Here is a 23,143-nt window from a genome sequence, read left to right as displayed (position 1 = left end):
CAGCCGGACCGCGCGGTCCGGCTGCGATCAGCAATTTCATCAAAACCAAAAGCCCCCAGTAGACTTGCATGAGTTTCAGCTGCGAAAAGCGCGGCTGGGAAGCAGATCTTCTCAAACGTTCTAGGAGGAACCCGTGGCGAAGGCAAAGTTCGAGCGGACTAAGCCGCACGTTAACATCGGTACCATCGGTCACGTTGACCATGGAAAGACCACGTTGACGGCTGCCATTTCCAAGGTGCTGTACGACAAGTACCCCACACTCAACGAGCAGCGTGATTTCGCGTCGATCGACTCGGCTCCCGAGGAGAAGCAGCGCGGCATCACCATCAACATCTCGCACGTCGAGTACCAGACCGAGAAGCGCCACTACGCACACGTAGACGCTCCCGGCCACGCCGACTACATCAAGAACATGATCACGGGTGCGGCGCAGATGGACGGCGCCATCCTCGTTGTCGCAGCGACCGACGGCCCGATGGCCCAGACCCGCGAGCACGTCCTGCTCGCCCGCCAGGTCGGCGTCCCCTACCTGCTGGTCGCGCTGAACAAGTCCGACATGGTCGACGACGAGGAACTCCTCGATCTCGTCGAGATGGAGGTCCGCGAGCTGCTCAGCGCGCAGGGCTTCGACGGTGACGACGCTCCTGTCGTCCGCGTCTCGGGCCTCAAGGCCCTCGAAGGCGACGCCGAGTGGGTCAAGTCCGTCGAGGACCTCATGGATGCCGTGGACAACAACGTCCCCGACCCCATCCGCGACAAGGACAAGCCGTTCCTCATGCCTGTCGAGGACGTCTTCACGATCACCGGTCGCGGAACCGTCGTGACGGGCCGCGCCGAGCGTGGAACCCTCGCCATCAACTCCGAGGTCGAGATCGTCGGTATCCGTCCGGTCCAGAAGACCACGGTCACCGGTATCGAGATGTTCCACAAGCAGCTCGACGAGGCCTGGGCCGGCGAGAACTGTGGCCTGCTGCTCCGCGGCATCAAGCGCGAAGACGTCGAGCGTGGCCAGGTCATCGTGAAGCCGGGTTCCATCACCCCTCACACCGACTTCGAGGCCAACGTCTACATCCTGGCCAAGGACGAGGGCGGGCGTCACAACCCGTTCTACTCGAACTACCGCCCGCAGTTCTACTTCCGCACCACGGATGTGACCGGCGTCATCACCCTCCCCGAGGGCACCGAGATGGTCATGCCGGGCGACAACACCGAGATGACCGTTGCGCTCATCCAGCCCATCGCCATGGAAGAGGGCCTCGGCTTCGCGATCCGCGAAGGCGGCCGCACCGTCGGCTCGGGACGTGTCACCAAGATCCTGAAGTAGTCGTCGCGACTGCCTGAATGATCGTCAGAAGGGCCCCGTTGCTTCGGCAGCGGGGCCCTTCTGCGTGGACGGGCTCGGGCCGACTGCACCGTGCACAGTCCTCAGGTGACGAGCTGGTGGAGGCAGAGGATGTTCCCCTCCGTGTCGGTGAACCAGGCCGCCCGCATGCGGTCGTCCTCCGCGATGTGGTTCACGGTCCTCAGGCCGGGGAGGTCGTAGTCCTCGAAGGTGACGCCGTTCCGTTCGAGGGATGCCATCTCCGCCGCGATGTCCTCCACCTCGAAGCTGAGCTCGGTGTTGCTGGACGGGTTGCTGTCCGGCTTCAGCAGGAGCTCAATGCCGTTGTGCCCGTCCTCGCTGAAGAAGAAGCTCCCTTCGTGCGAGGCCTTGTCGGCATAGAGGCCGAGGGTGTTCGCATAGAAATCCGTCGCCCGGTCGAGGTCCCGGACGGGCAGGATGGTCGTGGTCCTGTTGGCGCTGCTCATGACGGTTCTCCTTCATGGTGGTCGGGCCAACAGCTTAGGCCTCGCGCCGGCGGTGTGACCGGGTCGAGCAAGGATCGAGTACTGCAGATCACGCGCAGGGACGCCACCCCGGTTCGCAATCGCGCAGGGGATCTGCGACACTAGATAAGTTGTTCAAGTGCCTACGCGCGCGGTCTGAGACTTCATCCCGGTCGGGATAATGCCCGATGCAGGGATCAGGTCCGCCGCAATGCATGGCCCAAATATGATCCACCCCGTCCGGCCAGACCGGAATCAGCGGAGCGTGTGTGTCCACACTGTGTCGTATGTCCGCACAGCGCGACACGCCCGAGCGCGGGGGTCGGAGCCCTGGCAGGGTGAGGAACCCGGATCAGTCCGGATTCAGCCTGACCAGGAAGCGCCGTACAACGGGCGCAGGAAATGTACGAACGTACCGGAACTGCTTCGGCAGTGTGAGAGAGAGTCGAGACGCCATGGCGGGACAGAAAATCCGCATCCGGCTGAAGTCATATGACCACGAGGTCATCGATGTTTCAGCACGGAAGATCGTTGAGACGGTGACGCGCGCAGGCGCAACGGTAGTGGGCCCCGTGCCCCTGCCCACGGAGAAGAACGTATTCGTTGTCATCCGGTCCCCGCACAAGTACAAGGACAGCCGTGAGCACTTCGAAATGCGTACTCACAAGCGTCTGATCGACATCATTGATCCCACGCCCAAGGCCGTCGATTCGCTGATGCGTCTCGATCTGCCCGCGGACGTGAACATCGAAATCAAGCTGTAGGGGAGGGCGGATACTCATGTCTACTTCACTTACGCGTCAGGTCAAGGGACTGCTGGGCATCAAGCTCGGCATGACCCAGGTCTGGGACGAGAACAACATCCTCATCCCCGTCACGGTCGTCCAGGCCGATTCGAACGTCATCACGCAGCTCCTCAGCGCGGACAAGGACGGCTACACGGCCGTGCAGATCGGCTTCGGCCAGATCGACCCCCGCAAGGTCACCAAGCCGCTCGCCGGCCACTTCGAGAAGGCCGGCGTCACGCCCCGCCGTCACGTGGTCGAGCTGCGCACGTCAGACGCCGACTCCTACTCGCTCGGCCAGGAACTCTCCGTCGAGATGTTCGAGGCCGGCCAGACGGTCGACGTCATCGGCACCACCAAGGGCAAGGGCTTTGCCGGCGTCATGAAGCGCCACGGTTTCCACGGTGTCGGCGCCTCCCACGGTGCCCACAAGAACCACCGCAAGCCCGGTTCCATCGGTGGAGCATCCACCCCCAGCCGCGTCTTCCGTGGAATGAAAATGGCAGGCCGCATGGGCGCCGTTCGTCAGACCACGCTGAACCTCCGGGTTCACGCTGTCGACGCCGAGAAGTCGCTGCTGCTGATCAAGGGTGCCGTCCCAGGCGCCCGCGGCCAGGTCGTCCTCGTACGCACCGCCGTGAAGGGAGCATAGCCACATGGCTGTCAATCCAGTAAAGGTCGATCTCCCCGCGGAGATCTTCGACGCACAGACCAACGTGCCGTTGCTGCACCAGGTCGTCGTCGCCCAGCTCGCTGCCGCCCGCCAGGGTACGCACAAGACGAAGACCCGCGCCGAGGTCAGTGGCGCAGGCCGCAAGCCGTTCAAGCAGAAGGGAACCGGTCGCGCCCGCCAGGGTTCGATCCGCGCTCCCCACATGACCGGCGGCGGCGTCGTCCACGGGCCCACGCCCCGCGACTACAGCCAGCGCACCCCCAAGAAGATGAAGGCCGCCGCCCTGCGCGGAGCCCTCTCGGACCGGGCACGCAACGGCCGTATCCACGTCCTCGAGTCCCTGGTCGCCGGCAGCAAGCCGTCGACCAAGGGTGCCATCGAGACCCTGCGCGCGATCTCCGAGCGGCCCCGCCTGCTCGTCGTGATCGAGCGTGCCAACGATGTCGCCGCACTGTCGGTGCGCAACGTCCCCGAGGTACACGTCCTCTACGTAGACCAGCTCAACACGTACGACGTGCTGGTGTCCGACGACGTGATCTTCACCAAGGCCGCCTACGACCAGTTCGTCGGCTCGGCTGATGTCATCTCCGAGGAGGATGCCAAGTGAGCGGCACCATCGCAAAGGATCCGCGCGACGTCGTCATTGCACCCGTCGTCTCGGAGAAGAGCTACGGCCTGATCGACGAAGGCAAATACACCTTCCTGGTCGACCCCCGCTCGAACAAGGAAGAAATCAAACTGGCGGTCGAGAAGATCTTCTCCGTGAAGGTCGACTCCATCAACACCATCAACCGGGTTGGGAAGCGCAAGCGCACCAAGTTCGGCTGGGGCCAGCGCAAGGGCACCAAGCGTGCCATCGTGTCCCTCAAAGAGGGCACGATCGACATCTTCGGCGGTCCGCTCTCCTAGAGCGGAGACCACTTTAACGAGGAATTGAGTTATGGGAATCCGTAAATACAAGCCGACAACCCCGGGCCGTCGCGGCTCGAGCGTTGCCGACTTCGCTGAAATCACACGGTCGACGCCGGAAAAGTCGTTGGTCCGCCCCCTTCCCAAGAAGGGTGGACGTAACAACACCGGTAAGATCACGACCCGCCACAAGGGCGGTGGACACAAGCGTCAGTACCGCCTGATCGACTTCCGCCGCCACGACAAGGACGGCGTCGACGCCCGCGTCGCGGAGATCGAGTACGATCCGAACCGCACCGCGCGCATCGCCCTCCTGCACTACGTCGACGGCACCAAGCGCTACATCATCGCGCCGAACAAGCTCAAGCAGGGCGACTTCGTCGAGGCCGGCGCCGGGGCCGACATCAAGCCCGGCAACAACCTGCCGCTGCGTAACATCCCCGTCGGTACCGTTATCCACGCCGTCGAGCTCCGCCCGGGCGGCGGCGCGAAGATGGCCCGCTCCGCCGGTGCATCCGTCCAGCTCGTCGCCAAGGAAGGCCGCTTCGCCCAGCTGCGACTGCCCTCCGGTGAGATCCGCAACGTCGACGTCCGCTGCCGCGCGACGGTCGGCGAGGTCGGCAACGCCGAGCAGTCGAACATCAACTGGGGCAAGGCCGGTCGTAACCGCTGGAAGGGCATCCGCCCGACCGTCCGTGGTGTGGCCATGAACCCGGTCGATCACCCGCACGGTGGTGGCGAGGGCAAGACCTCCGGTGGACGTCACCCGGTCAACCCCAACGGTAAGGCCGAAGGCCGTACGCGTCGCCCCAACAAAGAGAGCGACTCACTCATCGTGCGTCGCCGTCGTTCCGGCAAGAACAAGCGATAGGAGCCTGGAGACATGCCACGCAGCCTGAAGAAAGGCCCCTTCGTCGATCAGCACCTTTACGTAAAGGTCGCTCGCGAGAACGAATCGGGCACGAAGAACGTCATCAAGACGTGGTCCCGCCGCTCCATGATCGTCCCCGACATGCTCGGGCACACGATCGCGGTGCACGACGGACGCAAGCACATCCCGGTGTTCGTCACCGAGTCGATGGTCGGGCACAAGCTCGGCGAATTCGCTCCGACGCGGACTTTCCGCGGCCATGTTAAGGACGACCGCAAGGGCAAGCGCCGCTAGGCGCTGCTCTTCGACGAGAGAAGGAAAGCAATGGAAGCCAAGGCTATTGCGCGGCACATCCGCGTAACGCCCATGAAGGCCCGGCGCGTCGTCAACCTTGTTCGTGGGAAGCAGGCGAGCGAGGCCCTGGCCATTCTGAAGTTTGCCCCACAGGTTGCTTCGGAGCCGGTATTCAAGGTGGTCCAGTCAGCGATGGCCAACGCCCGCGTCCTCGCGGACCGTGACGGCGTCGCCTTCGACGAGGACAACCTCATCATCAGCGAAGCATTCGTCGATGAAGGCCCCACGATGAAGCGGTTCCGTCCGCGTGCCCAGGGCCGCGCGTTCCGCATCAACAAGCGGACCAGCCACATCACGGTTGTCGTCGCTACCCCTCAGAAAGTGGAGGTCCGCTAAGTGGGACAGAAAGTAAACCCGCACGGGTTCCGACTCGGCATCACCACCGACCACCGGTCACACTGGTTCGCCGACAGCAACAAGCCGGGCCAGCGCTACCGCGACTTCGTCCGCGAAGACATCAAGATCCGCCAGCTCATGTCGACCGGCATGGACCGCGCCGGCATCGCCAAGGTCGAGATCGAGCGCACCCGTGACCGTGTCCGCGTGGACATCCACACGGCACGTCCCGGCATCGTCATTGGCCGCCGTGGAGCAGAGGCGGACCGCATCCGCGGCGAGCTCGAGAAGCTCACCGGCAAGCAGGTCCAGCTGAACATCCTCGAGGTCAAGAACCCCGAGATCGAGGCCCAGCTGGTCGCCCAGGGCATCGCCGAGCAGCTCTCATCACGCGTGGCGTTCCGTCGTGCGATGAAGAAGGCCATGCAGTCCGCACAGCGTGCCGGCGCCAAGGGCATCCGTGTCCAGTGCTCCGGTCGCCTCGGCGGCGCGGAGATGAGCCGTTCGGAGTTCTACCGTGAGGGACGCGTTCCCCTGCACACGCTCCGCGCCAACATCGACTACGGCTTCTTCGAAGCGAAGACCACCTTCGGCCGCATCGGCGTGAAGGTCTGGATCTACAAGGGTGACGTCACGGCGAAGGAACTCGCAGCCCAGGCTGCAGCAGCTCCTTCCCGCGGCCGCGGTGGAGACCGTCCGGGCCGTGGCCCTGCCGGCGCCGACCGTGGTGGCGACCGTGGAGGCGACCGCCGTCGTCGCGCACCTGAGCGCTCCGAGGGCCAGGGTGCCTCGGCACCCGCCGAGACCGCCGCAGCTCCGGCAGCGGCTGAAGGAGGACAGGCTTAAATGCTTATCCCACGTCGAGTCAAATTCCGTAAGCAGCACCACCCGGGCCGTTCCGGGGCTGCGACCGGCGGTACCGAGGTCAGCTTCGGCGAGTGGGGCATCCAGGCTCTGAGCCCGGCATATGTCACCAACCGCCAGATCGAGTCCGCTCGTATCGCCATGACCCGCCACATCAAGCGTGGCGGCAAGGTCTGGATCAACATCTATCCGGACCGCCCGTTGACCAAGAAGCCTGCCGAGACCCGCATGGGTTCCGGTAAGGGTTCGCCCGAGTGGTGGGTGGCCAACGTCAAGCCGGGACGGGTTCTGTTCGAACTGTCCGGCGTTTCCGAAGAGGTAGCCCGCGAAGCCCTGCGCCTCGCGATCCACAAGCTGCCGTTGAAGGCACGCATCGTGCGTCGTGAGGGTGGTGAATAGTTATGGCTCTGGGTTCAAAGGAACTGGCAACAGACCAGCTGGACGGCTTCGATAAGGACCGCCTGGTGGAAGAACTGCGCAAGGCCAAGGAGGAGCTGTTCAACCTCCGTTTCCAGTCGGCCACCGGCCAGCTGGAAAGCCACGGACGTCTTCGTTCGGTCAAGCGCGACATCGCACGCATCTACACAGTGCTGCGCGAGCGTGAACTGGGCATCCGCCCCGAGGTCGTAGCTCCCGTCGAGGAAGCGAAGCCCGAGAAGGCGGAGAAGCCCAAGAAAGCCAAGAAGGCCTCCAAGGACGAACCGTCCGTGGACACCGAGGCTTCTGAGGAGGACGCCAAATGAGTGAGCAGCAGAGCGAGACGACAGCAGGAACCGAGAAGGCCGTCCACGACGCCAGCTCGCGCGGTTACCGCAAGGTACGCCGTGGCTACGTCGTGTCCGACAAGATGGAGAAGACGATCGTCGTCGAGGTCGAGGACCGCGTGAAGCACGCCCTGTACGGCAAGGTGCTTCGCCGCAGTTCCAAGGTCAAGGCGCACGACGAGCAGAACGCCGCCGGCGTCGGCGACATGGTCCTGATCAGCGAGACCCGCCCGCTCTCCGCTACCAAGCGGTGGCGCCTGGTGGAGATCGTCGAGAAGGCCAAGTAGGACCCGAGCAGTGACGGGACCGGTCCAGCCGGTCCCACCCGAGGTGCCCCGGACACGATTTCGTGTCCGGGGCATTTTCGCGATACCATGAGAATCTTGTCTGTCTGGTGGGCTGGCGCATGCCCTCTCGAGGTTCTCCTCGCCGGGTCCCTTCCCAGGGTTTCCTTCACACCGGGCAAATAGGCAAAAGCCCGATAATCTTGTTCACCACGAATCCACTGTGCAGAAGATCCACGCACAGCCGCGCGCCCAGGCGTGCACGTGCTGAGTACCAGTATTACGGGGCCAACCCATATCCGTTCCGCAAGGCTCGACAAGAGAACCGGCGCGACGACAGGAGTAACAAGTGATTCAGCAGGAGTCGCGGCTAAAGGTCGCCGACAACACGGGGGCCAAGGAAATCTTGACCATCCGCGTTCTCGGAGGATCCGGGCGCCGCTACGCAGGCATCGGCGACGTCATCGTCGCCACCGTGAAGGACGCGATCCCCGGCGGCAACGTCAAGAAGGGCGACGTCGTCAAGGCGGTCATCGTCCGCACCAAGAAGGAACGCCGCCGCGCGGACGGTTCCTACATCAAGTTCGACGAGAACGCAGCAGTGATCCTGAAGAACGACGGCGACCCCCGCGGTACCCGTATCTTCGGCCCTGTCGGTCGCGAGCTCCGCGACAAGCGTTTCATGAAGATCATCTCGCTGGCGCCGGAGGTGCTGTAGTCCATGGCACAGAAGATTAAGCTCAAGATCAAGAAGGGTGACCTCGTCCAGGTCATCACCGGAGCCAAGCAGGAACGCGGCGGAGACCGCGGCAAGCAGGGCAAGGTACTGAAGGTGTTCCCGGACACCAACCGCGTGCTCGTGGAGGGCATCAACCGGATCACGAAGCACACCAAGGTCGGGCAGTCGCAGCGCGGCACCAAGACCGGTGGCATCGAGGTCCTCGAGGCCCCCGTGCACATCAGCAACGTCGCGGTCGTCGATCCCGAGACCAAGAAGCCGACCCGCGTCGGATACCGCACCGAGACCGTCGAGCGCGACGGTCGCGAGCGGGTCGTCCGCATCCGCGTGGCCAAGTCATCAGGGAAGGATCTGTAATGACTGTCGAAACCGCAGAAACCCGGGTTCTTCCCCGCCTCAAGGCGCGCTACGCGTCCGAGATCAAGGCCGCCCTGCAGGAAGAGTTCAGCTACGCGAACGTCAACCAGGTCCCGCGCCTGGTCAAGGTCGTCGTGAACATGGGCGTAGGTGACGCCGCCAAGGACTCCAAGCTCATCGACGGCGCCGTCAAGGACCTCACTGCGATCACGGGCCAGAAGCCCCAGGTCACGAAGGCCCGCAAGTCCATCGCGCAGTTCAAGCTCCGTGAGGGCATGCCCATCGGCGCCCACGCCACCCTGCGTGGCGACCGCATGTGGGAATTCACCGACCGCCTGGTCTCCCTCGCCCTGCCCCGTATCCGTGACTTCCGCGGCCTCAACGGCAAGCAGTTCGACGGCAACGGCAACTACACCTTCGGCCTCACGGAGCAGTCCATGTTCCACGAGATCGACCAGGACCGTATCGACCGGGTACGTGGCATGGACATCACCGTCGTCACGACCGCCCGGACCGACGCCGAGGGCCGCGCGCTCCTCAAGGCGCTCGGCTTCCCGTTCAAATCCGAAGATTAATCTAACTACGTCTCAGGTCCTCCCCAGCCGGCGCCTCCCGCGCCGACCGGGGAACGGAAACCGTTTCGAGGAAGGGCAAGAGCCCACATGACAATGACAGATCCTGTCGCAGACATGCTCACGCGTCTGCGCAACGCAAACTCGGCTTACCACGACTCCGTGTCCATGCCGTACAGCAAGTTGAAGGCCCGCGTCGCGGACATCCTGAAGGCCGAGGGCTACATCGCCGGCTGGAAGGAAGAGGAAGCGGAGGTCGGCAAGAAGCTGACCATCGACCTCAAGTTCGGACCGGACCGCCAGCGTTCCATCGCCGGCATCCGCCGTATCTCCAAGCCGGGTCTGCGCGTGTACGCGAAGTCCACGAACCTGCCCCACGTGCTCGGCGGACTCGGCATCGCCATCCTGTCCACGTCCTCCGGTCTGCTCACCGACCGCCAGGCATCCAAGAAGGGTGTGGGTGGGGAAGTCCTCGCCTACGTCTGGTAACGGGAAAGGGAAAGAAAAATGTCACGTATTGGACGTCTCCCCATCACCGTTCCCGCGGGTGTCGAGGTCAGTGTCAACGGTAGCGAGGTCTCCGTCAAGGGATCGAAGGGCGAGCTGAGCCACATGGTTCCCAGCCCCATCGAGGTTTCCCTGGACGAGGGTACGCTCACCGTCTCGCGCCCCAACGACGAGCGCGAATCGCGTTCGCTGCACGGCCTCACCCGCACGCTGATCTCCAACATGATCGTCGGAGTCACCGAGGGCTACAAGAAGAACCTCGAGATCGTGGGCACGGGTTACCGTGTCCAGGCCAAGGGCAGCGACCTCGAGTTCGCGCTGGGCTACAGCCACCCGGTCGCCGTCAAGGCTCCCGAGGGCATCACCCTGACCGTCGACAGCCCCACCAAGCTCTCGGTCGCAGGCATCAACAAGCAGCAGGTCGGCGAGGTCGCTGCAACCATCCGCAAGCTGCGCAAGCCCGACCCCTACAAGGGCAAGGGCATCCGCTACGCAGGCGAGATCATCCGCCGCAAGGTCGGAAAGGCTGGTAAGTAACCATGGGTCTGAGCATCAACAAGAAGCGCAGCTCGAAGAGCAAGTCCGCCTCGCGCGGACGCCGCCACCTCCGCGTACGCAAGCGCGTCTCGGGCACGGCCGTCCGCCCCCGCCTGGTCGTCAACCGTTCGGCCCGCCACGTCTTCGTGCAGGTCGTCGACGACACCAGGGGCGTGACCGTGGCATCGGCCTCCACCCTGGAAGCGGACCTCCGTGCATTCGACGGTGACAAGACCGCCAAGGCCAAGCGCGTCGGCGAACTCGTCGCCGAGCGTGCCATGGCCGTCGGCGTCGAAGCGGTCGTCTTCGACCGCGGCGGCAACAAGTACCACGGTCGCGTTGCCGCAATCGCAGACGGCGCACGTGAAGGTGGGCTGGCACTGTGACCGAGGAGAACAAGGCAAAGGAAGCCCCATTGAATACGGCTACAGAGCAGCCCGCGGCCGACGCTCCGGCTGCAGGCACGACGGACACCGCGTCGGCTGACGCGAACCGTGGCCGCGGAGGCAACTCACGCGGTGGCGAGCGCGGCGGCAACTCCCGCGGCGGACGCGACGGCAACTCCCGTGGCGGGCGCGACGGCGGACGGAATGACGACAAGGACAAGTTCATCGAACGCGTCGTCACCATCAACCGCGTCGCCAAGGTCGTCAAGGGCGGCCGCCGCTTCAGCTTCACCGCCCTCGTGGTGGTAGGCGATGGCAACGGCATGGTCGGCGTCGGCTACGGAAAGGCGAAGGAAGTCCCCTCCGCCATCCAGAAGGCCGTCGAGGAAGCCAAGAAGACGATGTTCCGCGTACCGCGTATCGGTGGCACCGTCCCGCACCTGGTGCAGGGCGAGGCAGCAGCCGGCGTCGTCCTCCTGCGTCCCGCCTCCCCGGGTACCGGCGTCATCGCCGGCGGTCCGGTGCGTGCGGTCCTGGAATGCGTCGGCATCCACGACGTCCTGTCCAAGTCGCTCGGTTCCGCGAACGCCATCAACATCGTCCACGCGACCGTTGATGCGCTGAAGCGCCTCGAAGAGCCCCAGGCAGTCGCGGCCCGCCGTGGCCTGCCGCTGGACGAGGTCGCATCCCACCAGATGCTGCGCGCGATCGCAGCTCAGAAGGCAGGTGCGTGATGACCGCGATCACCCCGAAGCGCGTGCGAGTGAGCACCGCGAAGCTGGAGATCACCCAGATCAAGTCCGCCATCGGCGGCAAGCAGAACCAGCGCGACACGCTGCGGTCGCTCGGTCTCAAGCGGATCGGCCACACCGTGGTCCGTGAAGCGGATGCCGTCACCGTCGGCATGATCAACACGGTTCCGCACCTCTTGAAGGTCGAGGAGGCCAACTAATGGCAGAGAACGACATCGCGGCTCCGGCCGCAACCGAGGCCAGGGTCGAGCGCGTCCACGCGCTCAAGGTCCACCACCTCCGCCCCGCACCGGGTGCCAAGACGGCGAAGACCCGTGTCGGCCGTGGTGAGGGTTCGAAGGGTAAGACCGCAGGCCGTGGTACCAAGGGAACTGCAGCCCGCTACCAGGTGAAGGCAGGATTCGCCGGCGGCCAGCTGCCGCTGCACATGCGCCTTCCCAAGCTGCGCGGCTTCAAGAACCCGTTCCGTGTCGAGTTCCAGGTCGTGAACCTCGACAAGCTGTCCGAGCTCTACCCCGCGGGCGGCGACGTCACCGTGGAGAGCCTGGTCGCGAACGGCGCCGTGCGCAAGAACCAGCCCGTCAAGGTGCTGGGGACCGGCGAGATCGCCGTGGCCGTCAACGTCTCGGCCGACGCCTTCTCGGCGTCCGCTGCGGCGAAGATCGCCGCTGCCGGTGGGACCACCACCGAGCTGTAGGTCGCGCGCCTCCCCTTCCCCGGCCCGTCCGGGGGAGGGGCGGCTGTGATCCGTGGCACTTAGGAACTAGACTCTTGATGGGCTGTGCTAGAACAGCTCATCAGGAGTCTTTTTCGGCTCCGGCCACCCATCACCCGCCGGTTCTCTCTCACCGGTGACCAACCGTTAGACTCGGTTGTTGTGTACGGTCCGCGTCAGGACCAACAGACCTTCAGGAGGACGCTTGCTTAGCGCTATTGGCCGGGCATTCCGGACGCCAGACTTGCGGCGCAAGCTGTTGTTCACGCTGGGAATCATCACCATCTTCCGTCTCGGGGCGTTCATCCCCGCTCCGGGCGTCGACTACGGCAACGTCCAGCAGTGTCTGGCACTGGGCAACACCGACGGCGGCCTCTACCAGTTCGTGAACCTCTTCAGCGGCGGAGCCCTGCTGCAGGTCTCCATCTTCGCGCTGGGCATCATGCCGTACATCACGGCGAGCATCATCACGCAGCTCCTCCGGGTGGTCATTCCCCGCTTCCAGGAGCTGCACCAGGAAGGCGCCCAGGGCCAGTCCCAGCTGACCCAGTACACGCGCTACCTGACGATCGCCCTCGGCCTCCTGAACGCGACCACCCTCGTCTCCCTCGCCCGCTCGGGCGCTCTGCTCGGCAACTGCCCCGTGCCCCTGATCCCGGACGATTCGCTGATCACCATCGTGCTGCTCATCCTCACGCTGACCGCCGGCACCGGCCTCATCATGTGGATGGGCGAGCTCATCACCGAGCGCGGCGTGGGCAACGGCATGTCCCTCCTCATCTTCACGGCCATCGCCGCCGGCTTCCCCACCTCGCTCGGCGAGATCTTCCGCACCCAGGGCGCCACCGTCTTCGCGTTCGTCCTCGCGATGGGCGTCGTCGTCGTCGCCCTCGTGATCTTCGTGGAGCAGTCGCAGCGCCGCATCCCCGTGCAGTACGCCAAGCGCATGATCGGCCGCCGCACCCTCGGCGGGAGCAGCACGTACATCCCCATCAAGGTGAACATGGCGGGCGTCATCCCCGTGATCTTCGCGTCCTCGATGCTGTACCTGCCGAGCCTGATCGCGCAGTTCAACACACCCCAGGACGGCACCGCCCCTCCGGCGTGGGTCAACTGGATCACCACGTACCTGACCAGCGGCGACCATCCCTTCTACATGGCGCTGTACTTCCTCCTGATCGTCTTCTTCACCTACTTCTACGTGGCCATCACGTTCAACCCGGACGAGGTGTCCGAGAACATGAAGAAGTACGGCGGGTTCATCCCGGGCATCCGCGCCGGCCGCCCCACCGCCGAGTACCTGCAGTACGTGCTGTCCCGCATCACGCTCCCGGGCGCCATCTACCTCGGCCTCGTGGCGCTGATCCCGCTGATCGCCCTCGTGGCCATCGGTGCGAACCAGAACTTCCCGTTCGGCGGTACCTCGATCCTCATCATGGTCGGTGTGGGACTGGAGACCGTGAAGCAGATCGACGCGCAGCTCCAGCAGCGTCACTACGAAGGGTTGCTGCGTTGACCAGAATGCTCATCATCGGTCCCCCCGGGTCGGGCAAGGGGACCCAAGCCGCCCGCATCTCCGAGCGCCTGGGCCTGGTCGCCATCTCCACCGGCGACATCTTCCGCGACAACGTCAGGCGCGAGACGCCCCTGGGTGTCGAGGCCAAGAAGTACATGGATGCCGGCGACTTCGTGCCGGACAGCGTGACCAACAGCATGGTGCGCGACCGCCTCGCCGCAGACGACGTGCAGGAGGGCTTCCTGCTCGACGGCTACCCCCGCACCGCGGCGCAGATCACCGAGCTGGACGACATCCTGCGCCAGAACGAGCTCGAGCTCGATGTGGTGCTCCAGCTGACGGCCGACGACGAGGAACTCGTAAAGCGCCTCCTCGGCCGTGCCAAGCTGGACGGCCGTTCCGACGACAACGAGCAGGTCATCCGCCACCGCCTCGGCCTCTACCACGACCAGACCGAGGCCGTCGTGTCACGCTACGACGAGCGCGGCATCGTGACGAAGGTCGATGGCCTCGGCACGATCGACGACGTCACCGAGCGCGTCATGGCAGCACTCACGGTCGCGAGCTAGGACCCCCATGTTCCGTCAGCCCAAGATCGAGTACAAGACCACCAGCCAGATGCGTGTGATGCGCGATGCCGGGCTGGTCCTGTCCAGGGCGCTCGACGAGACGGTGTCCGCCGCGGCCGTCGGTGTCACGACGGCCCAGCTGAACAGCGTCTTCGAGGGGATCCTCCGCGAGGAGGGCGCGACGTCGAACTTCCTCGGCTACCACGGCTTCCCCGCCAGTATCTGCACCTCCGTGAACCACGAGGTGGTGCACGGGATCCCGGGCGGCTACACACTGCAGGACGGCGACATCATCTCCATCGACGGCGGCGCCGTCGTCCGGGGATGGCACTCCGATTCCGCGCGTACCGTGATCGTCGGTGCAGCACGCCCGGAGGACGTCCGTCTCTCGGACATCACCGAGGAGGCGATGTGGCGGGGGATCGCGGCCCTGGCATCCGCACGCTTCGTCGGCGACATCGGAGCGGCGATCGACGACTACGTCTCGTCCGTCCCCGGGCCTGCCCTCGGCATCCTGCAGGACTACGTGGGCCACGGCATCGGCACCCAGATGCACCAGGCGCCGGACGTCCTCAACTACCGCAGTACGCACCGTGGCCCGAAGGTCCGCCCGGGCCTCTGCCTCGCGATCGAGCCCATGCTCGTGCAGGGAGGCCTCGAGACGGCGGTGCTCGACGACGACTGGACCGTCATCACGACCGACGGCAAGCGTGCGTCGCAGTGGGAACACAGCGTCGCCGTGCACGACGGCGGCATCTGGGTGCTGTCGGCCCCTGACGGGGGAGCGTCCCGGCTCGAAGCCCTCGGCGTCACGCCGGCCCCACTGGGCGACTGATCGCCCCGGGCCCTATCGCCCGGGCGAGATCGCGGCAGGAGCACCCGAATTTAACTATCAGGGGACTGTAGCGTAGAGTTATCTGTTGGTTGTCTCTGCTTTCGTGCCCAATCGGGCCCCGGAGACCTTCCTGCGTGAGAAGCTCCGGCTTCCCGCGGGTCCGACAATCGAAACCCCAAACCCGCCCGCCACGCAACTGGTGGGCATAGACGTTAGCGGAGGATATGGCCAAGAAAGACGGTGTCATTGAGATTGAAGGCACTGTGAACGAGGCGCTGCCCAACGCGATGTTCCGCGTTGAGCTGGCCAACGGACACATTGTTCTCGCCCACATCTCGGGAAAGATGCGTCAGCACTACATCCGGATCCTCCCCGAGGACCGGGTCGTCGTGGAACTGAGCCCGTACGACCTCACCCGGGGCCGTATCGTCTACCGCTACAAATAAGAACGAACGCAAAGGAAAACCATGAAGGTCCAGCCGAGCGTGAAGCGTATCTGCGAGAAGTGCCAGGTGGTTCGCCGCAAGGGCAACGTCCTCGTCATCTGCGAAAACCCGCGCCACAAGCAGCGCCAGGGCTAAGAACCTCTTTCCGAGGTTCTCCCCACGCGTAGAAGTACACCCCAACGGCAGAACAGCGTTCCGCGAGGAACGTACACCCCCGGCTCGGAGGCCGGGGACCGGAACACGCGTTCCGGGGACGTTCTGCTTCAGACCTCCGGTACCACCAAAGGAGCACCGCCACTATGGCACGTCTCGCTGGCGTAGACATCCCCCGCGAAAAGCGGGTAGTCATCGCGCTTACCTATATCTACGGCGTGGGCAAGACCCGTGCAGAGAAGACGATCGTGGACACGGGGATCTCCCCGAACACGCGCGTCAAGGACCTCAGCGACGCCGAGCTGGTCCAGCTCCGCGACTACATCGAGGGCAACTTCAAGGTCGAGGGTGACCTCCGCCGTGAGGTCGCAGCCGACATCCGCCGCAAGGTCGAGATCGGCAGCTACGAAGGCATTCGGCACCGCCGCGGCCTTCCCGTACGCGGACAGCGTACGAAGACGAATGCCCGTACTCGCAAGGGTCCGAAGCGTACGGTCGCAGGCAAGAAGAAGGTCGGACGCTAGATCCCCACCGGCTCCCCGACTCGGCTCGCAGAGCTCGCCGAGCCAGGGAACCCTCGCCGGCGGAGGCCCCTTTTGGGGTTCATCCCGCTGGTTCACCCGGCTAGTCCGATCGGCCGATCAACGGTTCACCCAATACCTTCGTAGGAGAAGCAATGCCCCCCAAGACTCGTGGAGCGGTGCGCAAGCCGCGTCGCAAGGACAAGAAGAACATCGCGCTCGGTCAGGCGCACATCAAGAGCACGTTCAACAACACCATCGTGTCCATCACGGACCCGAGCGGTGCTGTCATCTCCTGGGCTTCCGCCGGAGAGGTCGGCTTCAAGGGCTCACGCAAGTCGACGCCCTTCGCCGCGCAGATGGCCGCCGAGGCCGCTGCCAAGCGTGCGCAGGAGCACGGCGTCAAGAAGGTTGACGTCTTCGTGAAGGGTCCGGGCTCGGGCCGCGAGACCGCCATCCGTTCGCTGCAGGCCACGGGCCTCGAGGTCGGGTCCATCCAGGACGTCACCCCCAGCGCCCACAACGGCTGCCGTCCGCCGAAGCGTCGCCGCGTCTAATCGACGTGCCGGTCACCGTACCGCCCTGCAGGACCACCCGTGGTCAGGCAGGGCGGTTCGGTGCCGTTCCAGCAGCTTTGCCGGCTGACCCGCAGTCCCGCCCATTTCGAAGCGTCATATAGCGGATGCTTCCTGAAAGGATATGTAAGTGCTCATTGCACAGCGCCCCACCCTGACTGAAGAAGTAGTCGCCGACAACCGCTCGCGGTTCGTCATCGAGCCCCTCGAGCCCGGTTTCGGCTACACCCTCGGCAATTCGCTCCGCCGCACGCTCCTGTCCTCCATCCCAGGTGCTGCTGTCACGAGCATCCGGATCGACGGAGTGCTGCACGAATTCACCACTGTTCCCGGGGTGAAGGAGGATGTCACCGAGATCATCCTGAACATCAAGAACCTCGCCGTCTCCTCGGAGCACGACGAGCCGGTCGTCGCCTACCTGCGCAAGCAGGGTCCCGGCGTCGTGACGGCAGCGGACATCGCGCCTCCCGCAGGCGTCGAGTTCCACAACCCGGATCTCCACATCGCGACCCTCAACTCGAAGGGCAAGTTCGAGCTCGAACTGACCATCGAGCGTGGACGTGGCTACGTCTCGGCGTCGCAGAACAAGTCGGGCGACTCCGAGATCGGCCGTATCCCGGTCGACTCGATCTACTCGCCGGTCCTGAAGGTGACCTTCCGTGTGGAAGCCACCCGTGTGGAGCAGCGCACTGACTTCGACAAGCTCATCGTCGACGTCGAGACGAAGGATGCCATCGCCCCGCGCGACGCCGTCGCATCCGCCGGAACCACCCTGGTCGAACTGTTCGGTCTCGCCCGCGAGCTGAACACCGCCGCCGAGGGTATCGAGATCGGCCCGTCGCCGACGGACGCAGCACTCGCTGCCGACATGGCACTGCCGATCGAGGACCTCGAACTGACGGTCCGCTCGTACAACTGCCTGAAGCGCGAGGGCATCCACTCCGTGGGTGAACTTGTTGCGCGCTCCGAGGCCGATCTCATGGACATCCGCAACTTCGGTGCGAAGTCCATCGACGAGGTCAAGGCGAAGCTCGTCGAGCTCGGTCTGTCCCTGAAGGATTCCCCTCCAGGCTTCGACCTTGCCGCCCGCGCTGCCGCCATCGAAGAGGACGACGTCACCTACGGCGACGAAGAGCTCTAAAACGCTACCTGTCCGCCCACCGCGCGCCCGTTGCGGCGGGCGGACACCTAATGAGGAGAAAGAACCATGCCCACACCCACCAAGGGCCCACGTCTCGGAGGCGGAGCGGCGCACGAGCGCCTGATGCTCGCCAACCTGGCCGCCTCACTGTTCGAGCACAAGCGCATCACCACCACGGTGACCAAGGCGAAGCGCCTCCGGCCGCATGCCGAGCGCCTGATCACTTTCGCCAAGAAGGGTGACCTCGCATCGCGTCGTCGCGTCCTCGGCATCATCAGCAGCAAGAGCATCGTCCACGAGCTCTTCACGGAGATCGCCCCGGCCGTCGCCAACCGCGAGGGTGGCTACACCCGCATCACGAAGATCGGCAACCGGAAGGGCGACAACGCCCCCATGGCCGTCATCGAACTGGTGCTGGAGCCCATGTCCGCCAAGCAGTCCGTCGTCGCCGAGGCCGAGCAGGCCAAGGCTCCCGCCGCTGCTGCAGCACCCGTCGCCGAAGCGCCGGCATCGCCCGAGTCCGTGGACTCGGTGGATTCCGTCGAGTCGGTGGATTCTGTCGAGTCGGCCGAGTCCGCTGAATCGGCAGAGTCCGCGGCCTCGGCCGAAGAGGTCGCAGCCGAGGACACCACGGTCGACGCCGAAGCCGGCGTGGCCGACGAGGTCGTCGTCGTCGAAGGTACCGTCGAGGACGAGAAGAAGTAATTCTTCCTTCCCGCCGCACGCCATGACGATCCAGGAGCCCGCCGTCCCCCCGGGGGAGGGCGGGCTCCTGCGTGTCCGGCTCGATATCGCCTACGACGGCGCACCGTTCTCCGGCTGGGCCCTCCAGCCGGGGCTCACGACGGTGCAGGGCGTCCTCGAGGACGCGCTCTTCACGCTGCTGCGCCGGCCCGTGCGCCTCACCGTCGGCGGCCGCACCGACGCCGGTGTCCATGCCCGGGGTCAGGTGGCGCACATCGACCTCACGCCGGCGGAATGGCACGCGATGACGAGGGGACGCGACGTCGATCCCGCCGACGCGTTCCTGCGGCGCATCACCGGCACCATCAACCGCGTACTCACGGACGGCGTCACGGGCCGGGGACGGTCCGTCAGGAACTCCGTGCCCGCCGTCGTCGTCCGGGCCGCCACCTGTGCCCCCGAGGGATTCGACGCCCGGTTCTCAGCGCTCTGGCGCCGCTACAGCTATGCGATCGCGGATACCGCGACAGGGCAGGACCCGCTCCGCAGGCACACCACGCTCTGGTACCCGGCGCCCCTCGACGTCGCGTTGCTCAACGAGGGGGCGGGGCACCTGCGCGGCATGCAGGACTTCGCCGCGTTCTGCAAGCCACGGGAGGGATCCACCACCATCCGTGAACTGCAGCGGTACGAGTTCGTCCGCGGGCACGACGGCGCCATCACCGCCACGGTGCAGGCCGACGCCTTCTGCCACAACATGGTCCGCGCGCTCATCGGATCCACGCTCCGGGTCGGGTCGGGGGAGATGCCGCCGTCCTGGCTCGCCGAGAGGCTGGCCGCCCGCGTCAAGGACGCCCGGTCCATCCTCGCCGCGCCGCACCCCCTCGTGCTCGAGGAGATCGCCTACCCCGGGAACGGGGAGCTCGCTGCGCGTGCCGACCTCACCCGGGCCCGACGAACCGTCGCGCACCTGGCCGCGGCGGCGAGCCCAGGTGCTGCCGATCCAGCAGTCGATCAACCACCCGGTCCGTCGGTGGAACCGGCGGGGGAACCCACAGGCCGATCAGGCGACTAGGAGCGGCATCGCGCGAGGACCACGCCGCGGCGTGGCTCGACGACCGCCGGTACGGCGGGAGGACCGCGGCGGACGCCGTGGATGCCTCGGTCTGCCGGGAGGGCCGTCAGCCCAGGAGGACGAGGCTCGCGAACGCAGCCAGCAGCATGCCGGGGCCGAACGGGAAGGTGGACCCGCGGGACCCGCGGCGCAGCACGAGGACCGCGACACCTGCCACGCCGCCGAGCAGGAACCCACCCAGCAGGGTGCCGAGCCAGGCCGCCGACCCGGCCCACCCGCCGAACAGGCCGAGCACCGCGGCGAGCTTCACGTCGCCCATGCCCATCCCCGCCGGGGAGATGAGGGCCAGCAGGAAGTAGACGACGAAGAGTGTCGCACCGCCGGCTGCCGCACCGAGCAGGCCACCCCAGTTGCCTGTCCCCACGGCAGCGAGGAGCAGCAGGGGTACGGTGGCAGCGGTGAAGCGCACCAGGACGGCATTCGGCAACAGCTTGGACCGCAGATCGATGGCGGCGAGCAGCACCCCGAACGCCGCGAGGACGGCGACGAGCGGGCCGTTCCACGGCTCGCCACCGACCACGCTCCCTGCACCCGCCAGGACGCCGGCGGACAGCGCGAGGGGCAGCCGGTACCGGCCCGGCAGGACCGTCCGGCGGTCCCTCCCCGCGAGCCCGAAGAGGGCATACCCGAGGCCCGCGGCGAGAACGCCGACCAGGACGTGCTGCAGCATCTAGACGGACTCCCCGATGGAGTCCTGCGGCATGCGGCTCACTTCACCGTTCACGGGCAGGGTCACGGTGAAACGGCTCCCCTTGCCGGGCGAGCTGACGCAGTGGATCGATCCGCCGTGGCTCTCCACGATGGACTTCGTGATCGCGAGCCCCAGCCCTGCACCGTCGATGTCGGAGTGGCGTGCCGCGGGCGTGCGGTAGAAGCGTGAGAAGACCTGACGGGCCTCCTGCTCCGTCATGCCCATGCCCCTGTCCTCGACGTGCAGGGCGATCGCCGACTCGGACTCCTCCGCGTGGACCTTCACCACACCCCCGCCGGGGGAGTACTTGATGGCATTCGAGAGCAGGTTGTCGAGCACCTGGGAGATCCTCAGGGGGTCGATGAGCGTCCACAGCGGAGTCTGGGCATCCGTCTTCAGCTTCACGCCGTTCTTCTGCGCGCGGAGCTTGTTGGAGCGGACACTCATCTCGATGAGGGCGGCAAGATCCACGGGGCGCGGGTGGACCCTGACACGGTCCCCTGCCGTCGAGAGGAGGTCGGCGACGAGGTGGAGGACGCGCTCGGCGTTGCGTCCCGCGACGTCGATGTAGCCCCGCAGATGGGCCGGCAGCTGATGCTCGTCCTCCAGCACGAGTTCGAGGTAGCCAAGCACCGAGGTCAGCGGCGCGTGGAACTCGTGGGAGATGTTCGAGATGAAGGCGTCCTTCGCGGACACGGCCTCCACCAGCTCCGTCACGTCGCTGCAGGCGATCAGGGCACCCGCGATCCTGCCGTCGGCATTCTTGATGGGCCGTGCGGCTGTCGAGAGGGCACGCTGAGCGTCGCCGTCGCCCACCCAGATGAGCTCGTCGGCGAAGGTCTCGCCCGTGAGGGCACGGTAGACGGGCTGCCGGTCCACCGCCAGCGGCGTCACGCGGTCCGCGCCGAAGAAGAGACCGCCGTGGGCGTCGTCGTGGCCGGAGAGACGGTTGAACAGCTCCTGCTGACGGTTCGTCAGCGTGGTGTTGCCGTGCGCGTCGACGGCGGTCAGGCCGACGTCGACGGTGTTGAGGATCGCCGTGAGGACACGCTCGCGGTCGATGGCCGCACGCAGGAGTTCGTTGAGTTCGCGGTCCTTGCGCTCGATCTCGACCTCGCGGGCCAGCGCCCCGGAACTCATCACCCGGATGATGACACCGATGCACAGCATCACGATCGGGAGCAGCAGGAGGCCCACGTAGGACCGCAGCTGGGAGGGGTCGAACGAGCCCAGCAGCGGCCAGGCCGTCACGAGCAGCGAACCGAGCACCGAAAGTCCCAGCGACACCCACGAGGGCAACGAGGAGCGCATGAGCCACAGGACAGGGAAGACGACGAGGACGCCGAGCGCAGGCTGCGTCTCCATGGCACCTGCCCTCACCAGGGCGATGGCGACGAAATCGAGGACGGGGACGATCAGGAGGCTGCCGCGCGGCAATTCACGCCACGGCACGACGACCGACAGGGCCAGGAGCACCAGGACCATCGAGAACCCCAGGTCGAACGTGGGATCGGAGGACAGGCCCGGTCTGAGGAGGGGGGCCGTCACACCGATGACGACGACGATCACGGTCAGGGGGACCTGACACAGCATCGCCGGACGGCTGATGCTCACTCTCGATGCCACCGCGCGCAGACGCGCGGCACCGTCATCCCTAGGCACGCACTTTCCGGGGAAAGAGGAAATACCGCATGAAGAAGAACTTTCCGACGCTGAGACCTACGTACTTCTCCCATTATGTAGTCCGGCCCGCGTTTTGGAATGCAAGGCGGCATAATTCTCTGCAGAAGGCATGCACAATGGGGATCATGGGGGTCGGACAGATCGCAGCGCAGGTCGGAAAAGGGTTGGAATCGAATGAGTGATCCGGGAGTGGCAGTCGTCATCGAGGACGACGCCGATGTGCGGAACCTTGTAGGGGCAGTGCTGAAACAGTCGGGATTCGACGTGCATGTGGCGCCCAACGGGAGGGCCGGCGTCGAGCTGGTCCGTGCCCACGGTGCAGCGGTGGTCACGGTCGACGTCGGGCTCCCCGACATCGACGGCTACGAGGTGCTCCGGCGGATCCGGGCCTTCAGTACCTGTTACGTGGTCATGCTGACCTCGCGGGGGGACGAGCTGGACACTCTCACGGCCCTGCAGTCGGGCGCCGACGACTACCTCACAAAGCCGTTCCGGCCACGGGAACTCCGCGCGAGGGTGGCCGCCATGCTGCGCCGCCCGCGCATCACCCCTGAGCCTTCCCCACCACCCGTGGACACCCCGGCTGCGCCGTCGGCCGCCCCTGCCGCGGCCTCGACGATGGTCGAACACAACGGCCTGGCCCTGAACGCGGCCGCCCGCACCGTGGTGCTCGACGGCCGGGACCTGCCGCTCACGCGAAGCGAGTTCGACCTGCTCAACGAGATGCTCAAGAGCAACGGGGCGGTGAGGACCAAGGCGGACCTCGTGCGGGTGGTCCGCGGTGACTACTACGGCGAGGACACCTACATCAGCGACTCGGACGAGCGCGCGATCGAGGTCCATATCGGGAACCTGCGCCGGAAGCTCGACGAGGACCCCAAGAACCCCCGGTGGCTGCAGACCGTACGCGGTGTCGGCTACAGGCTGACGTCGGCCCGTTCCTGAGTCCTGTCCGCTCCCTG

At 65.7% G+C, this 23,143-nt stretch carries 35 protein-coding genes; 32 read left to right on the top strand and 3 right to left on the bottom strand.

Annotated features, from left to right (window positions below; translation table 11 throughout):
• Positions 1-133 precede the first annotated feature (133 nt).
• Entirely contained in the window at positions 134-1,324 is a 1,191-nt protein-coding gene (gene tuf, locus CXQ97_RS02985; RefSeq protein ID WP_104179314.1) for an elongation factor Tu, read from the top strand.
• Between the two features lie 101 nt (positions 1,325-1,425).
• Here tuf and CXQ97_RS02980 read toward each other — a convergent pair whose 3' ends face one another.
• Entirely contained in the window at positions 1,426-1,809 is a 384-nt protein-coding gene (locus CXQ97_RS02980) for a VOC family protein (protein ID WP_104179313.1), read from the bottom strand.
• Between the two features lie 473 nt (positions 1,810-2,282).
• On the opposite strand from CXQ97_RS02980, the gene rpsJ reads away from it, so the two are divergent.
• The 30 genes from rpsJ to CXQ97_RS02830 all read left to right on the top strand — a co-directional run bounded on the left by rpsJ (position 2,283) and on the right by CXQ97_RS02830 (position 19,747).
• Positions 2,283-2,591 carry a 30S ribosomal protein S10 gene (gene rpsJ, locus CXQ97_RS02975; protein WP_026531952.1) on the top strand — a complete coding sequence of 103 codons (309 nt, stop codon included), beginning with the start codon at positions 2,283-2,285 and terminating at the stop codon, positions 2,589-2,591.
• A 16-nt stretch (positions 2,592-2,607) separates the two neighbouring features.
• Positions 2,608-3,264 carry a 50S ribosomal protein L3 gene (rplC, locus tag CXQ97_RS02970; protein WP_104179312.1) on the top strand — a complete coding sequence of 219 codons (657 nt, stop codon included), beginning with the start codon at positions 2,608-2,610 and terminating at the stop codon, positions 3,262-3,264.
• A gap of 4 nt (positions 3,265-3,268) precedes the next feature.
• On the top strand, positions 3,269-3,892 hold the full coding sequence (rplD, locus tag CXQ97_RS02965; protein ID WP_104179311.1) for a 50S ribosomal protein L4: 624 nt from the start codon (positions 3,269-3,271) through the stop codon (positions 3,890-3,892).
• Entirely contained in the window at positions 3,889-4,194 is a 306-nt protein-coding gene (rplW, locus tag CXQ97_RS02960) for a 50S ribosomal protein L23 (protein ID WP_104179310.1), read from the top strand. The genes rplD and rplW overlap by 4 nt, the downstream gene beginning before the upstream one ends.
• A gap of 31 nt (positions 4,195-4,225) precedes the next feature.
• The gene (gene rplB, locus CXQ97_RS02955) at positions 4,226-5,065 is read left to right on the top strand and encodes a 50S ribosomal protein L2 (RefSeq protein WP_104121367.1); all 840 of its coding nucleotides are present in this window, start codon (positions 4,226-4,228) and stop codon (positions 5,063-5,065) included.
• A gap of 12 nt (positions 5,066-5,077) precedes the next feature.
• Positions 5,078-5,359, top strand: coding sequence for a 30S ribosomal protein S19 (gene rpsS, locus CXQ97_RS02950; RefSeq protein ID WP_026549122.1), 282 nt, complete (start codon positions 5,078-5,080; stop codon positions 5,357-5,359).
• A gap of 30 nt (positions 5,360-5,389) precedes the next feature.
• Positions 5,390-5,755: a 50S ribosomal protein L22 gene (gene rplV / locus CXQ97_RS02945; protein ID WP_104050957.1), complete on the top strand. Its 366-nt coding sequence runs from the start codon at positions 5,390-5,392 to the stop codon at positions 5,753-5,755.
• Complete coding sequence (rpsC, locus tag CXQ97_RS02940; RefSeq protein WP_104179309.1) at positions 5,756-6,601, top strand: 30S ribosomal protein S3; 846 nt, start codon at positions 5,756-5,758, stop codon at positions 6,599-6,601. It abuts the gene before it with no gap.
• Positions 6,602-7,018, top strand: coding sequence for a 50S ribosomal protein L16 (gene rplP / locus CXQ97_RS02935; protein WP_049829176.1), 417 nt, complete (start codon positions 6,602-6,604; stop codon positions 7,016-7,018).
• A gap of 2 nt (positions 7,019-7,020) precedes the next feature.
• Positions 7,021-7,362 (top strand): 50S ribosomal protein L29, encoded by a 342-nt coding sequence (gene rpmC / locus CXQ97_RS02930; protein WP_104118809.1) that lies wholly within the window; start codon positions 7,021-7,023, stop codon positions 7,360-7,362.
• A complete protein-coding gene (gene rpsQ, locus CXQ97_RS02925) occupies positions 7,359-7,670 on the top strand; it encodes a 30S ribosomal protein S17 (RefSeq protein WP_104179308.1) in 312 nt (103 codons plus the stop codon). Before rpmC ends, rpsQ begins: the two co-directional genes overlap by 4 nt.
• 346 nt (positions 7,671-8,016) lie before the next feature.
• Positions 8,017-8,385 (top strand): 50S ribosomal protein L14, encoded by a 369-nt coding sequence (gene rplN, locus CXQ97_RS02920; RefSeq protein ID WP_049829173.1) that lies wholly within the window; start codon positions 8,017-8,019, stop codon positions 8,383-8,385.
• Positions 8,386-8,388: 3 nt separating this feature from the next.
• On the top strand, positions 8,389-8,763 hold the full coding sequence (gene rplX / locus CXQ97_RS02915) for a 50S ribosomal protein L24 (protein WP_104179307.1): 375 nt from the start codon (positions 8,389-8,391) through the stop codon (positions 8,761-8,763).
• Positions 8,763-9,338, top strand: a complete 576-nt coding sequence (gene rplE, locus CXQ97_RS02910; protein ID WP_104179306.1) for a 50S ribosomal protein L5 — start codon at positions 8,763-8,765, stop codon at positions 9,336-9,338. Before rplX ends, rplE begins: the two co-directional genes overlap by 1 nt.
• Before the next feature lie 87 nt (positions 9,339-9,425).
• Positions 9,426-9,824, top strand: coding sequence for a 30S ribosomal protein S8 (gene rpsH, locus CXQ97_RS02905; protein ID WP_043440638.1), 399 nt, complete (start codon positions 9,426-9,428; stop codon positions 9,822-9,824).
• An 18-nt stretch (positions 9,825-9,842) separates the two neighbouring features.
• Positions 9,843-10,379, top strand: a complete 537-nt coding sequence (gene rplF / locus CXQ97_RS02900; protein ID WP_104179305.1) for a 50S ribosomal protein L6 — start codon at positions 9,843-9,845, stop codon at positions 10,377-10,379.
• A 2-nt stretch (positions 10,380-10,381) separates the two neighbouring features.
• Positions 10,382-10,765 carry a 50S ribosomal protein L18 gene (gene rplR / locus CXQ97_RS02895; protein WP_104179304.1) on the top strand — a complete coding sequence of 128 codons (384 nt, stop codon included), beginning with the start codon at positions 10,382-10,384 and terminating at the stop codon, positions 10,763-10,765.
• Between the two features lie 29 nt (positions 10,766-10,794).
• Positions 10,795-11,499 (top strand): 30S ribosomal protein S5, encoded by a 705-nt coding sequence (gene rpsE / locus CXQ97_RS02890; RefSeq protein WP_258062163.1) that lies wholly within the window; start codon positions 10,795-10,797, stop codon positions 11,497-11,499.
• Positions 11,499-11,717, top strand: coding sequence for a 50S ribosomal protein L30 (rpmD, locus tag CXQ97_RS02885; RefSeq protein ID WP_104050948.1), 219 nt, complete (start codon positions 11,499-11,501; stop codon positions 11,715-11,717). The genes rpsE and rpmD overlap by 1 nt, the downstream gene beginning before the upstream one ends.
• Positions 11,717-12,214: a 50S ribosomal protein L15 gene (gene rplO / locus CXQ97_RS02880; protein ID WP_104179302.1), complete on the top strand. Its 498-nt coding sequence runs from the start codon at positions 11,717-11,719 to the stop codon at positions 12,212-12,214. Before rpmD ends, rplO begins: the two co-directional genes overlap by 1 nt.
• Positions 12,215-12,437: 223 nt before the next feature.
• Positions 12,438-13,748, top strand: coding sequence for a preprotein translocase subunit SecY (gene secY / locus CXQ97_RS02875; RefSeq protein ID WP_104179301.1), 1,311 nt, complete (start codon positions 12,438-12,440; stop codon positions 13,746-13,748).
• A gap of 5 nt (positions 13,749-13,753) precedes the next feature.
• Positions 13,754-14,317, top strand: coding sequence for an adenylate kinase (locus tag CXQ97_RS02870; protein ID WP_104179300.1), 564 nt, complete (start codon positions 13,754-13,756; stop codon positions 14,315-14,317).
• Positions 14,318-14,324: 7 nt separating this feature from the next.
• Positions 14,325-15,152 (top strand): type I methionyl aminopeptidase, encoded by an 828-nt coding sequence (gene map / locus CXQ97_RS02865; RefSeq protein ID WP_104179299.1) that lies wholly within the window; start codon positions 14,325-14,327, stop codon positions 15,150-15,152.
• A 224-nt stretch (positions 15,153-15,376) separates the two neighbouring features.
• On the top strand, positions 15,377-15,598 hold the full coding sequence (infA, locus tag CXQ97_RS02860) for a translation initiation factor IF-1 (RefSeq protein ID WP_019481515.1): 222 nt from the start codon (positions 15,377-15,379) through the stop codon (positions 15,596-15,598).
• A gap of 21 nt (positions 15,599-15,619) precedes the next feature.
• On the top strand, positions 15,620-15,733 hold the full coding sequence (gene rpmJ / locus CXQ97_RS02855; RefSeq protein ID WP_026531446.1) for a 50S ribosomal protein L36: 114 nt from the start codon (positions 15,620-15,622) through the stop codon (positions 15,731-15,733).
• 164 nt (positions 15,734-15,897) lie between these two features.
• Positions 15,898-16,275, top strand: coding sequence for a 30S ribosomal protein S13 (gene rpsM, locus CXQ97_RS02850; RefSeq protein ID WP_104179298.1), 378 nt, complete (start codon positions 15,898-15,900; stop codon positions 16,273-16,275).
• Positions 16,276-16,427: 152 nt separating this feature from the next.
• On the top strand, positions 16,428-16,829 hold the full coding sequence (gene rpsK / locus CXQ97_RS02845) for a 30S ribosomal protein S11 (protein WP_019481517.1): 402 nt from the start codon (positions 16,428-16,430) through the stop codon (positions 16,827-16,829).
• Between the two features lie 148 nt (positions 16,830-16,977).
• On the top strand, positions 16,978-17,988 hold the full coding sequence (locus CXQ97_RS02840; protein ID WP_104179297.1) for a DNA-directed RNA polymerase subunit alpha: 1,011 nt from the start codon (positions 16,978-16,980) through the stop codon (positions 17,986-17,988).
• Between the two features lie 66 nt (positions 17,989-18,054).
• Positions 18,055-18,693 (top strand): 50S ribosomal protein L17, encoded by a 639-nt coding sequence (rplQ, locus tag CXQ97_RS02835; protein ID WP_104179296.1) that lies wholly within the window; start codon positions 18,055-18,057, stop codon positions 18,691-18,693.
• Positions 18,694-18,715: 22 nt separating this feature from the next.
• On the top strand, positions 18,716-19,747 hold the full coding sequence (locus CXQ97_RS02830) for a tRNA pseudouridine(38-40) synthase TruA (protein WP_104179295.1): 1,032 nt from the start codon (positions 18,716-18,718) through the stop codon (positions 19,745-19,747).
• A 106-nt stretch (positions 19,748-19,853) separates the two neighbouring features.
• On the opposite strand, the gene CXQ97_RS02825 is transcribed toward CXQ97_RS02830, so the two are convergent.
• Positions 19,854-20,477, bottom strand: coding sequence for an A24 family peptidase (locus CXQ97_RS02825; protein ID WP_104179294.1), 624 nt, complete (start codon positions 20,475-20,477; stop codon positions 19,854-19,856).
• A complete protein-coding gene (locus CXQ97_RS02820; RefSeq protein WP_146069557.1) occupies positions 20,478-22,112 on the bottom strand; it encodes a cell wall metabolism sensor histidine kinase WalK in 1,635 nt (544 codons plus the stop codon).
• A 243-nt stretch (positions 22,113-22,355) separates the two neighbouring features.
• On the opposite strand from CXQ97_RS02820, the gene CXQ97_RS02815 reads away from it, so the two are divergent.
• The gene (locus CXQ97_RS02815; protein WP_104179292.1) at positions 22,356-23,126 is read left to right on the top strand and encodes a response regulator transcription factor; all 771 of its coding nucleotides are present in this window, start codon (positions 22,356-22,358) and stop codon (positions 23,124-23,126) included.
• Positions 23,127-23,143 lie beyond the last annotated feature (17 nt).

The sequence above is a fragment of the Arthrobacter sp. B0490 genome (assembly GCF_002929355.1).
GTDB lineage: Bacteria > Actinomycetota > Actinomycetes > Actinomycetales > Micrococcaceae > Arthrobacter_D.
The sequence above is the reverse complement of the archived record's forward strand: the minus strand, read 5'-3'. Positions and strand labels throughout refer to the sequence as shown.

What these genes read in the sequence shown, in the direction of transcription:
- CXQ97_RS02980 (WP_104179313.1), bottom strand. Translation starts at nt 1,809, where the DNA reads ATGAGCAGCGCCAACAGGACCACGACCATCCTGCCCGTCCGGGACCTC.
- rpsJ (WP_026531952.1), top strand. Translation starts at nt 2,283, where the DNA reads ATGGCGGGACAGAAAATCCGCATCCGGCTGAAGTCATATGACCACGAG.
- rplC (WP_104179312.1), top strand. Translation starts at nt 2,608, where the DNA reads ATGTCTACTTCACTTACGCGTCAGGTCAAGGGACTGCTGGGCATCAAG.
- rplD (WP_104179311.1), top strand. Translation starts at nt 3,269, where the DNA reads ATGGCTGTCAATCCAGTAAAGGTCGATCTCCCCGCGGAGATCTTCGAC.
- rplB (WP_104121367.1), top strand. Translation starts at nt 4,226, where the DNA reads ATGGGAATCCGTAAATACAAGCCGACAACCCCGGGCCGTCGCGGCTCG.
- rpsS (WP_026549122.1), top strand. Translation starts at nt 5,078, where the DNA reads ATGCCACGCAGCCTGAAGAAAGGCCCCTTCGTCGATCAGCACCTTTAC.
- rplV (WP_104050957.1), top strand. Translation starts at nt 5,390, where the DNA reads ATGGAAGCCAAGGCTATTGCGCGGCACATCCGCGTAACGCCCATGAAG.
- rplP (WP_049829176.1), top strand. Translation starts at nt 6,602, where the DNA reads ATGCTTATCCCACGTCGAGTCAAATTCCGTAAGCAGCACCACCCGGGC.
- rpmC (WP_104118809.1), top strand. Translation starts at nt 7,021, where the DNA reads ATGGCTCTGGGTTCAAAGGAACTGGCAACAGACCAGCTGGACGGCTTC.
- rpsQ (WP_104179308.1), top strand. Translation starts at nt 7,359, where the DNA reads ATGAGTGAGCAGCAGAGCGAGACGACAGCAGGAACCGAGAAGGCCGTC.
- rplX (WP_104179307.1), top strand. Translation starts at nt 8,389, where the DNA reads ATGGCACAGAAGATTAAGCTCAAGATCAAGAAGGGTGACCTCGTCCAG.
- rplE (WP_104179306.1), top strand. Translation starts at nt 8,763, where the DNA reads ATGACTGTCGAAACCGCAGAAACCCGGGTTCTTCCCCGCCTCAAGGCG.
- rpsH (WP_043440638.1), top strand. Translation starts at nt 9,426, where the DNA reads ATGACAATGACAGATCCTGTCGCAGACATGCTCACGCGTCTGCGCAAC.
- rplF (WP_104179305.1), top strand. Translation starts at nt 9,843, where the DNA reads ATGTCACGTATTGGACGTCTCCCCATCACCGTTCCCGCGGGTGTCGAG.
- rplR (WP_104179304.1), top strand. Translation starts at nt 10,382, where the DNA reads ATGGGTCTGAGCATCAACAAGAAGCGCAGCTCGAAGAGCAAGTCCGCC.
- rpmD (WP_104050948.1), top strand. Translation starts at nt 11,499, where the DNA reads ATGACCGCGATCACCCCGAAGCGCGTGCGAGTGAGCACCGCGAAGCTG.
- rplO (WP_104179302.1), top strand. Translation starts at nt 11,717, where the DNA reads ATGGCAGAGAACGACATCGCGGCTCCGGCCGCAACCGAGGCCAGGGTC.
- CXQ97_RS02870 (WP_104179300.1), top strand. Translation starts at nt 13,754, where the DNA reads ATGCTCATCATCGGTCCCCCCGGGTCGGGCAAGGGGACCCAAGCCGCC.
- map (WP_104179299.1), top strand. Translation starts at nt 14,325, where the DNA reads ATGTTCCGTCAGCCCAAGATCGAGTACAAGACCACCAGCCAGATGCGT.
- infA (WP_019481515.1), top strand. Translation starts at nt 15,377, where the DNA reads ATGGCCAAGAAAGACGGTGTCATTGAGATTGAAGGCACTGTGAACGAG.
- rpmJ (WP_026531446.1), top strand. Translation starts at nt 15,620, where the DNA reads ATGAAGGTCCAGCCGAGCGTGAAGCGTATCTGCGAGAAGTGCCAGGTG.
- rpsM (WP_104179298.1), top strand. Translation starts at nt 15,898, where the DNA reads ATGGCACGTCTCGCTGGCGTAGACATCCCCCGCGAAAAGCGGGTAGTC.
- rpsK (WP_019481517.1), top strand. Translation starts at nt 16,428, where the DNA reads ATGCCCCCCAAGACTCGTGGAGCGGTGCGCAAGCCGCGTCGCAAGGAC.
- rplQ (WP_104179296.1), top strand. Translation starts at nt 18,055, where the DNA reads ATGCCCACACCCACCAAGGGCCCACGTCTCGGAGGCGGAGCGGCGCAC.
- CXQ97_RS02830 (WP_104179295.1), top strand. Translation starts at nt 18,716, where the DNA reads ATGACGATCCAGGAGCCCGCCGTCCCCCCGGGGGAGGGCGGGCTCCTG.
- CXQ97_RS02825 (WP_104179294.1), bottom strand. Translation starts at nt 20,477, where the DNA reads ATGCTGCAGCACGTCCTGGTCGGCGTTCTCGCCGCGGGCCTCGGGTAT.
- CXQ97_RS02815 (WP_104179292.1), top strand. Translation starts at nt 22,356, where the DNA reads ATGAGTGATCCGGGAGTGGCAGTCGTCATCGAGGACGACGCCGATGTG.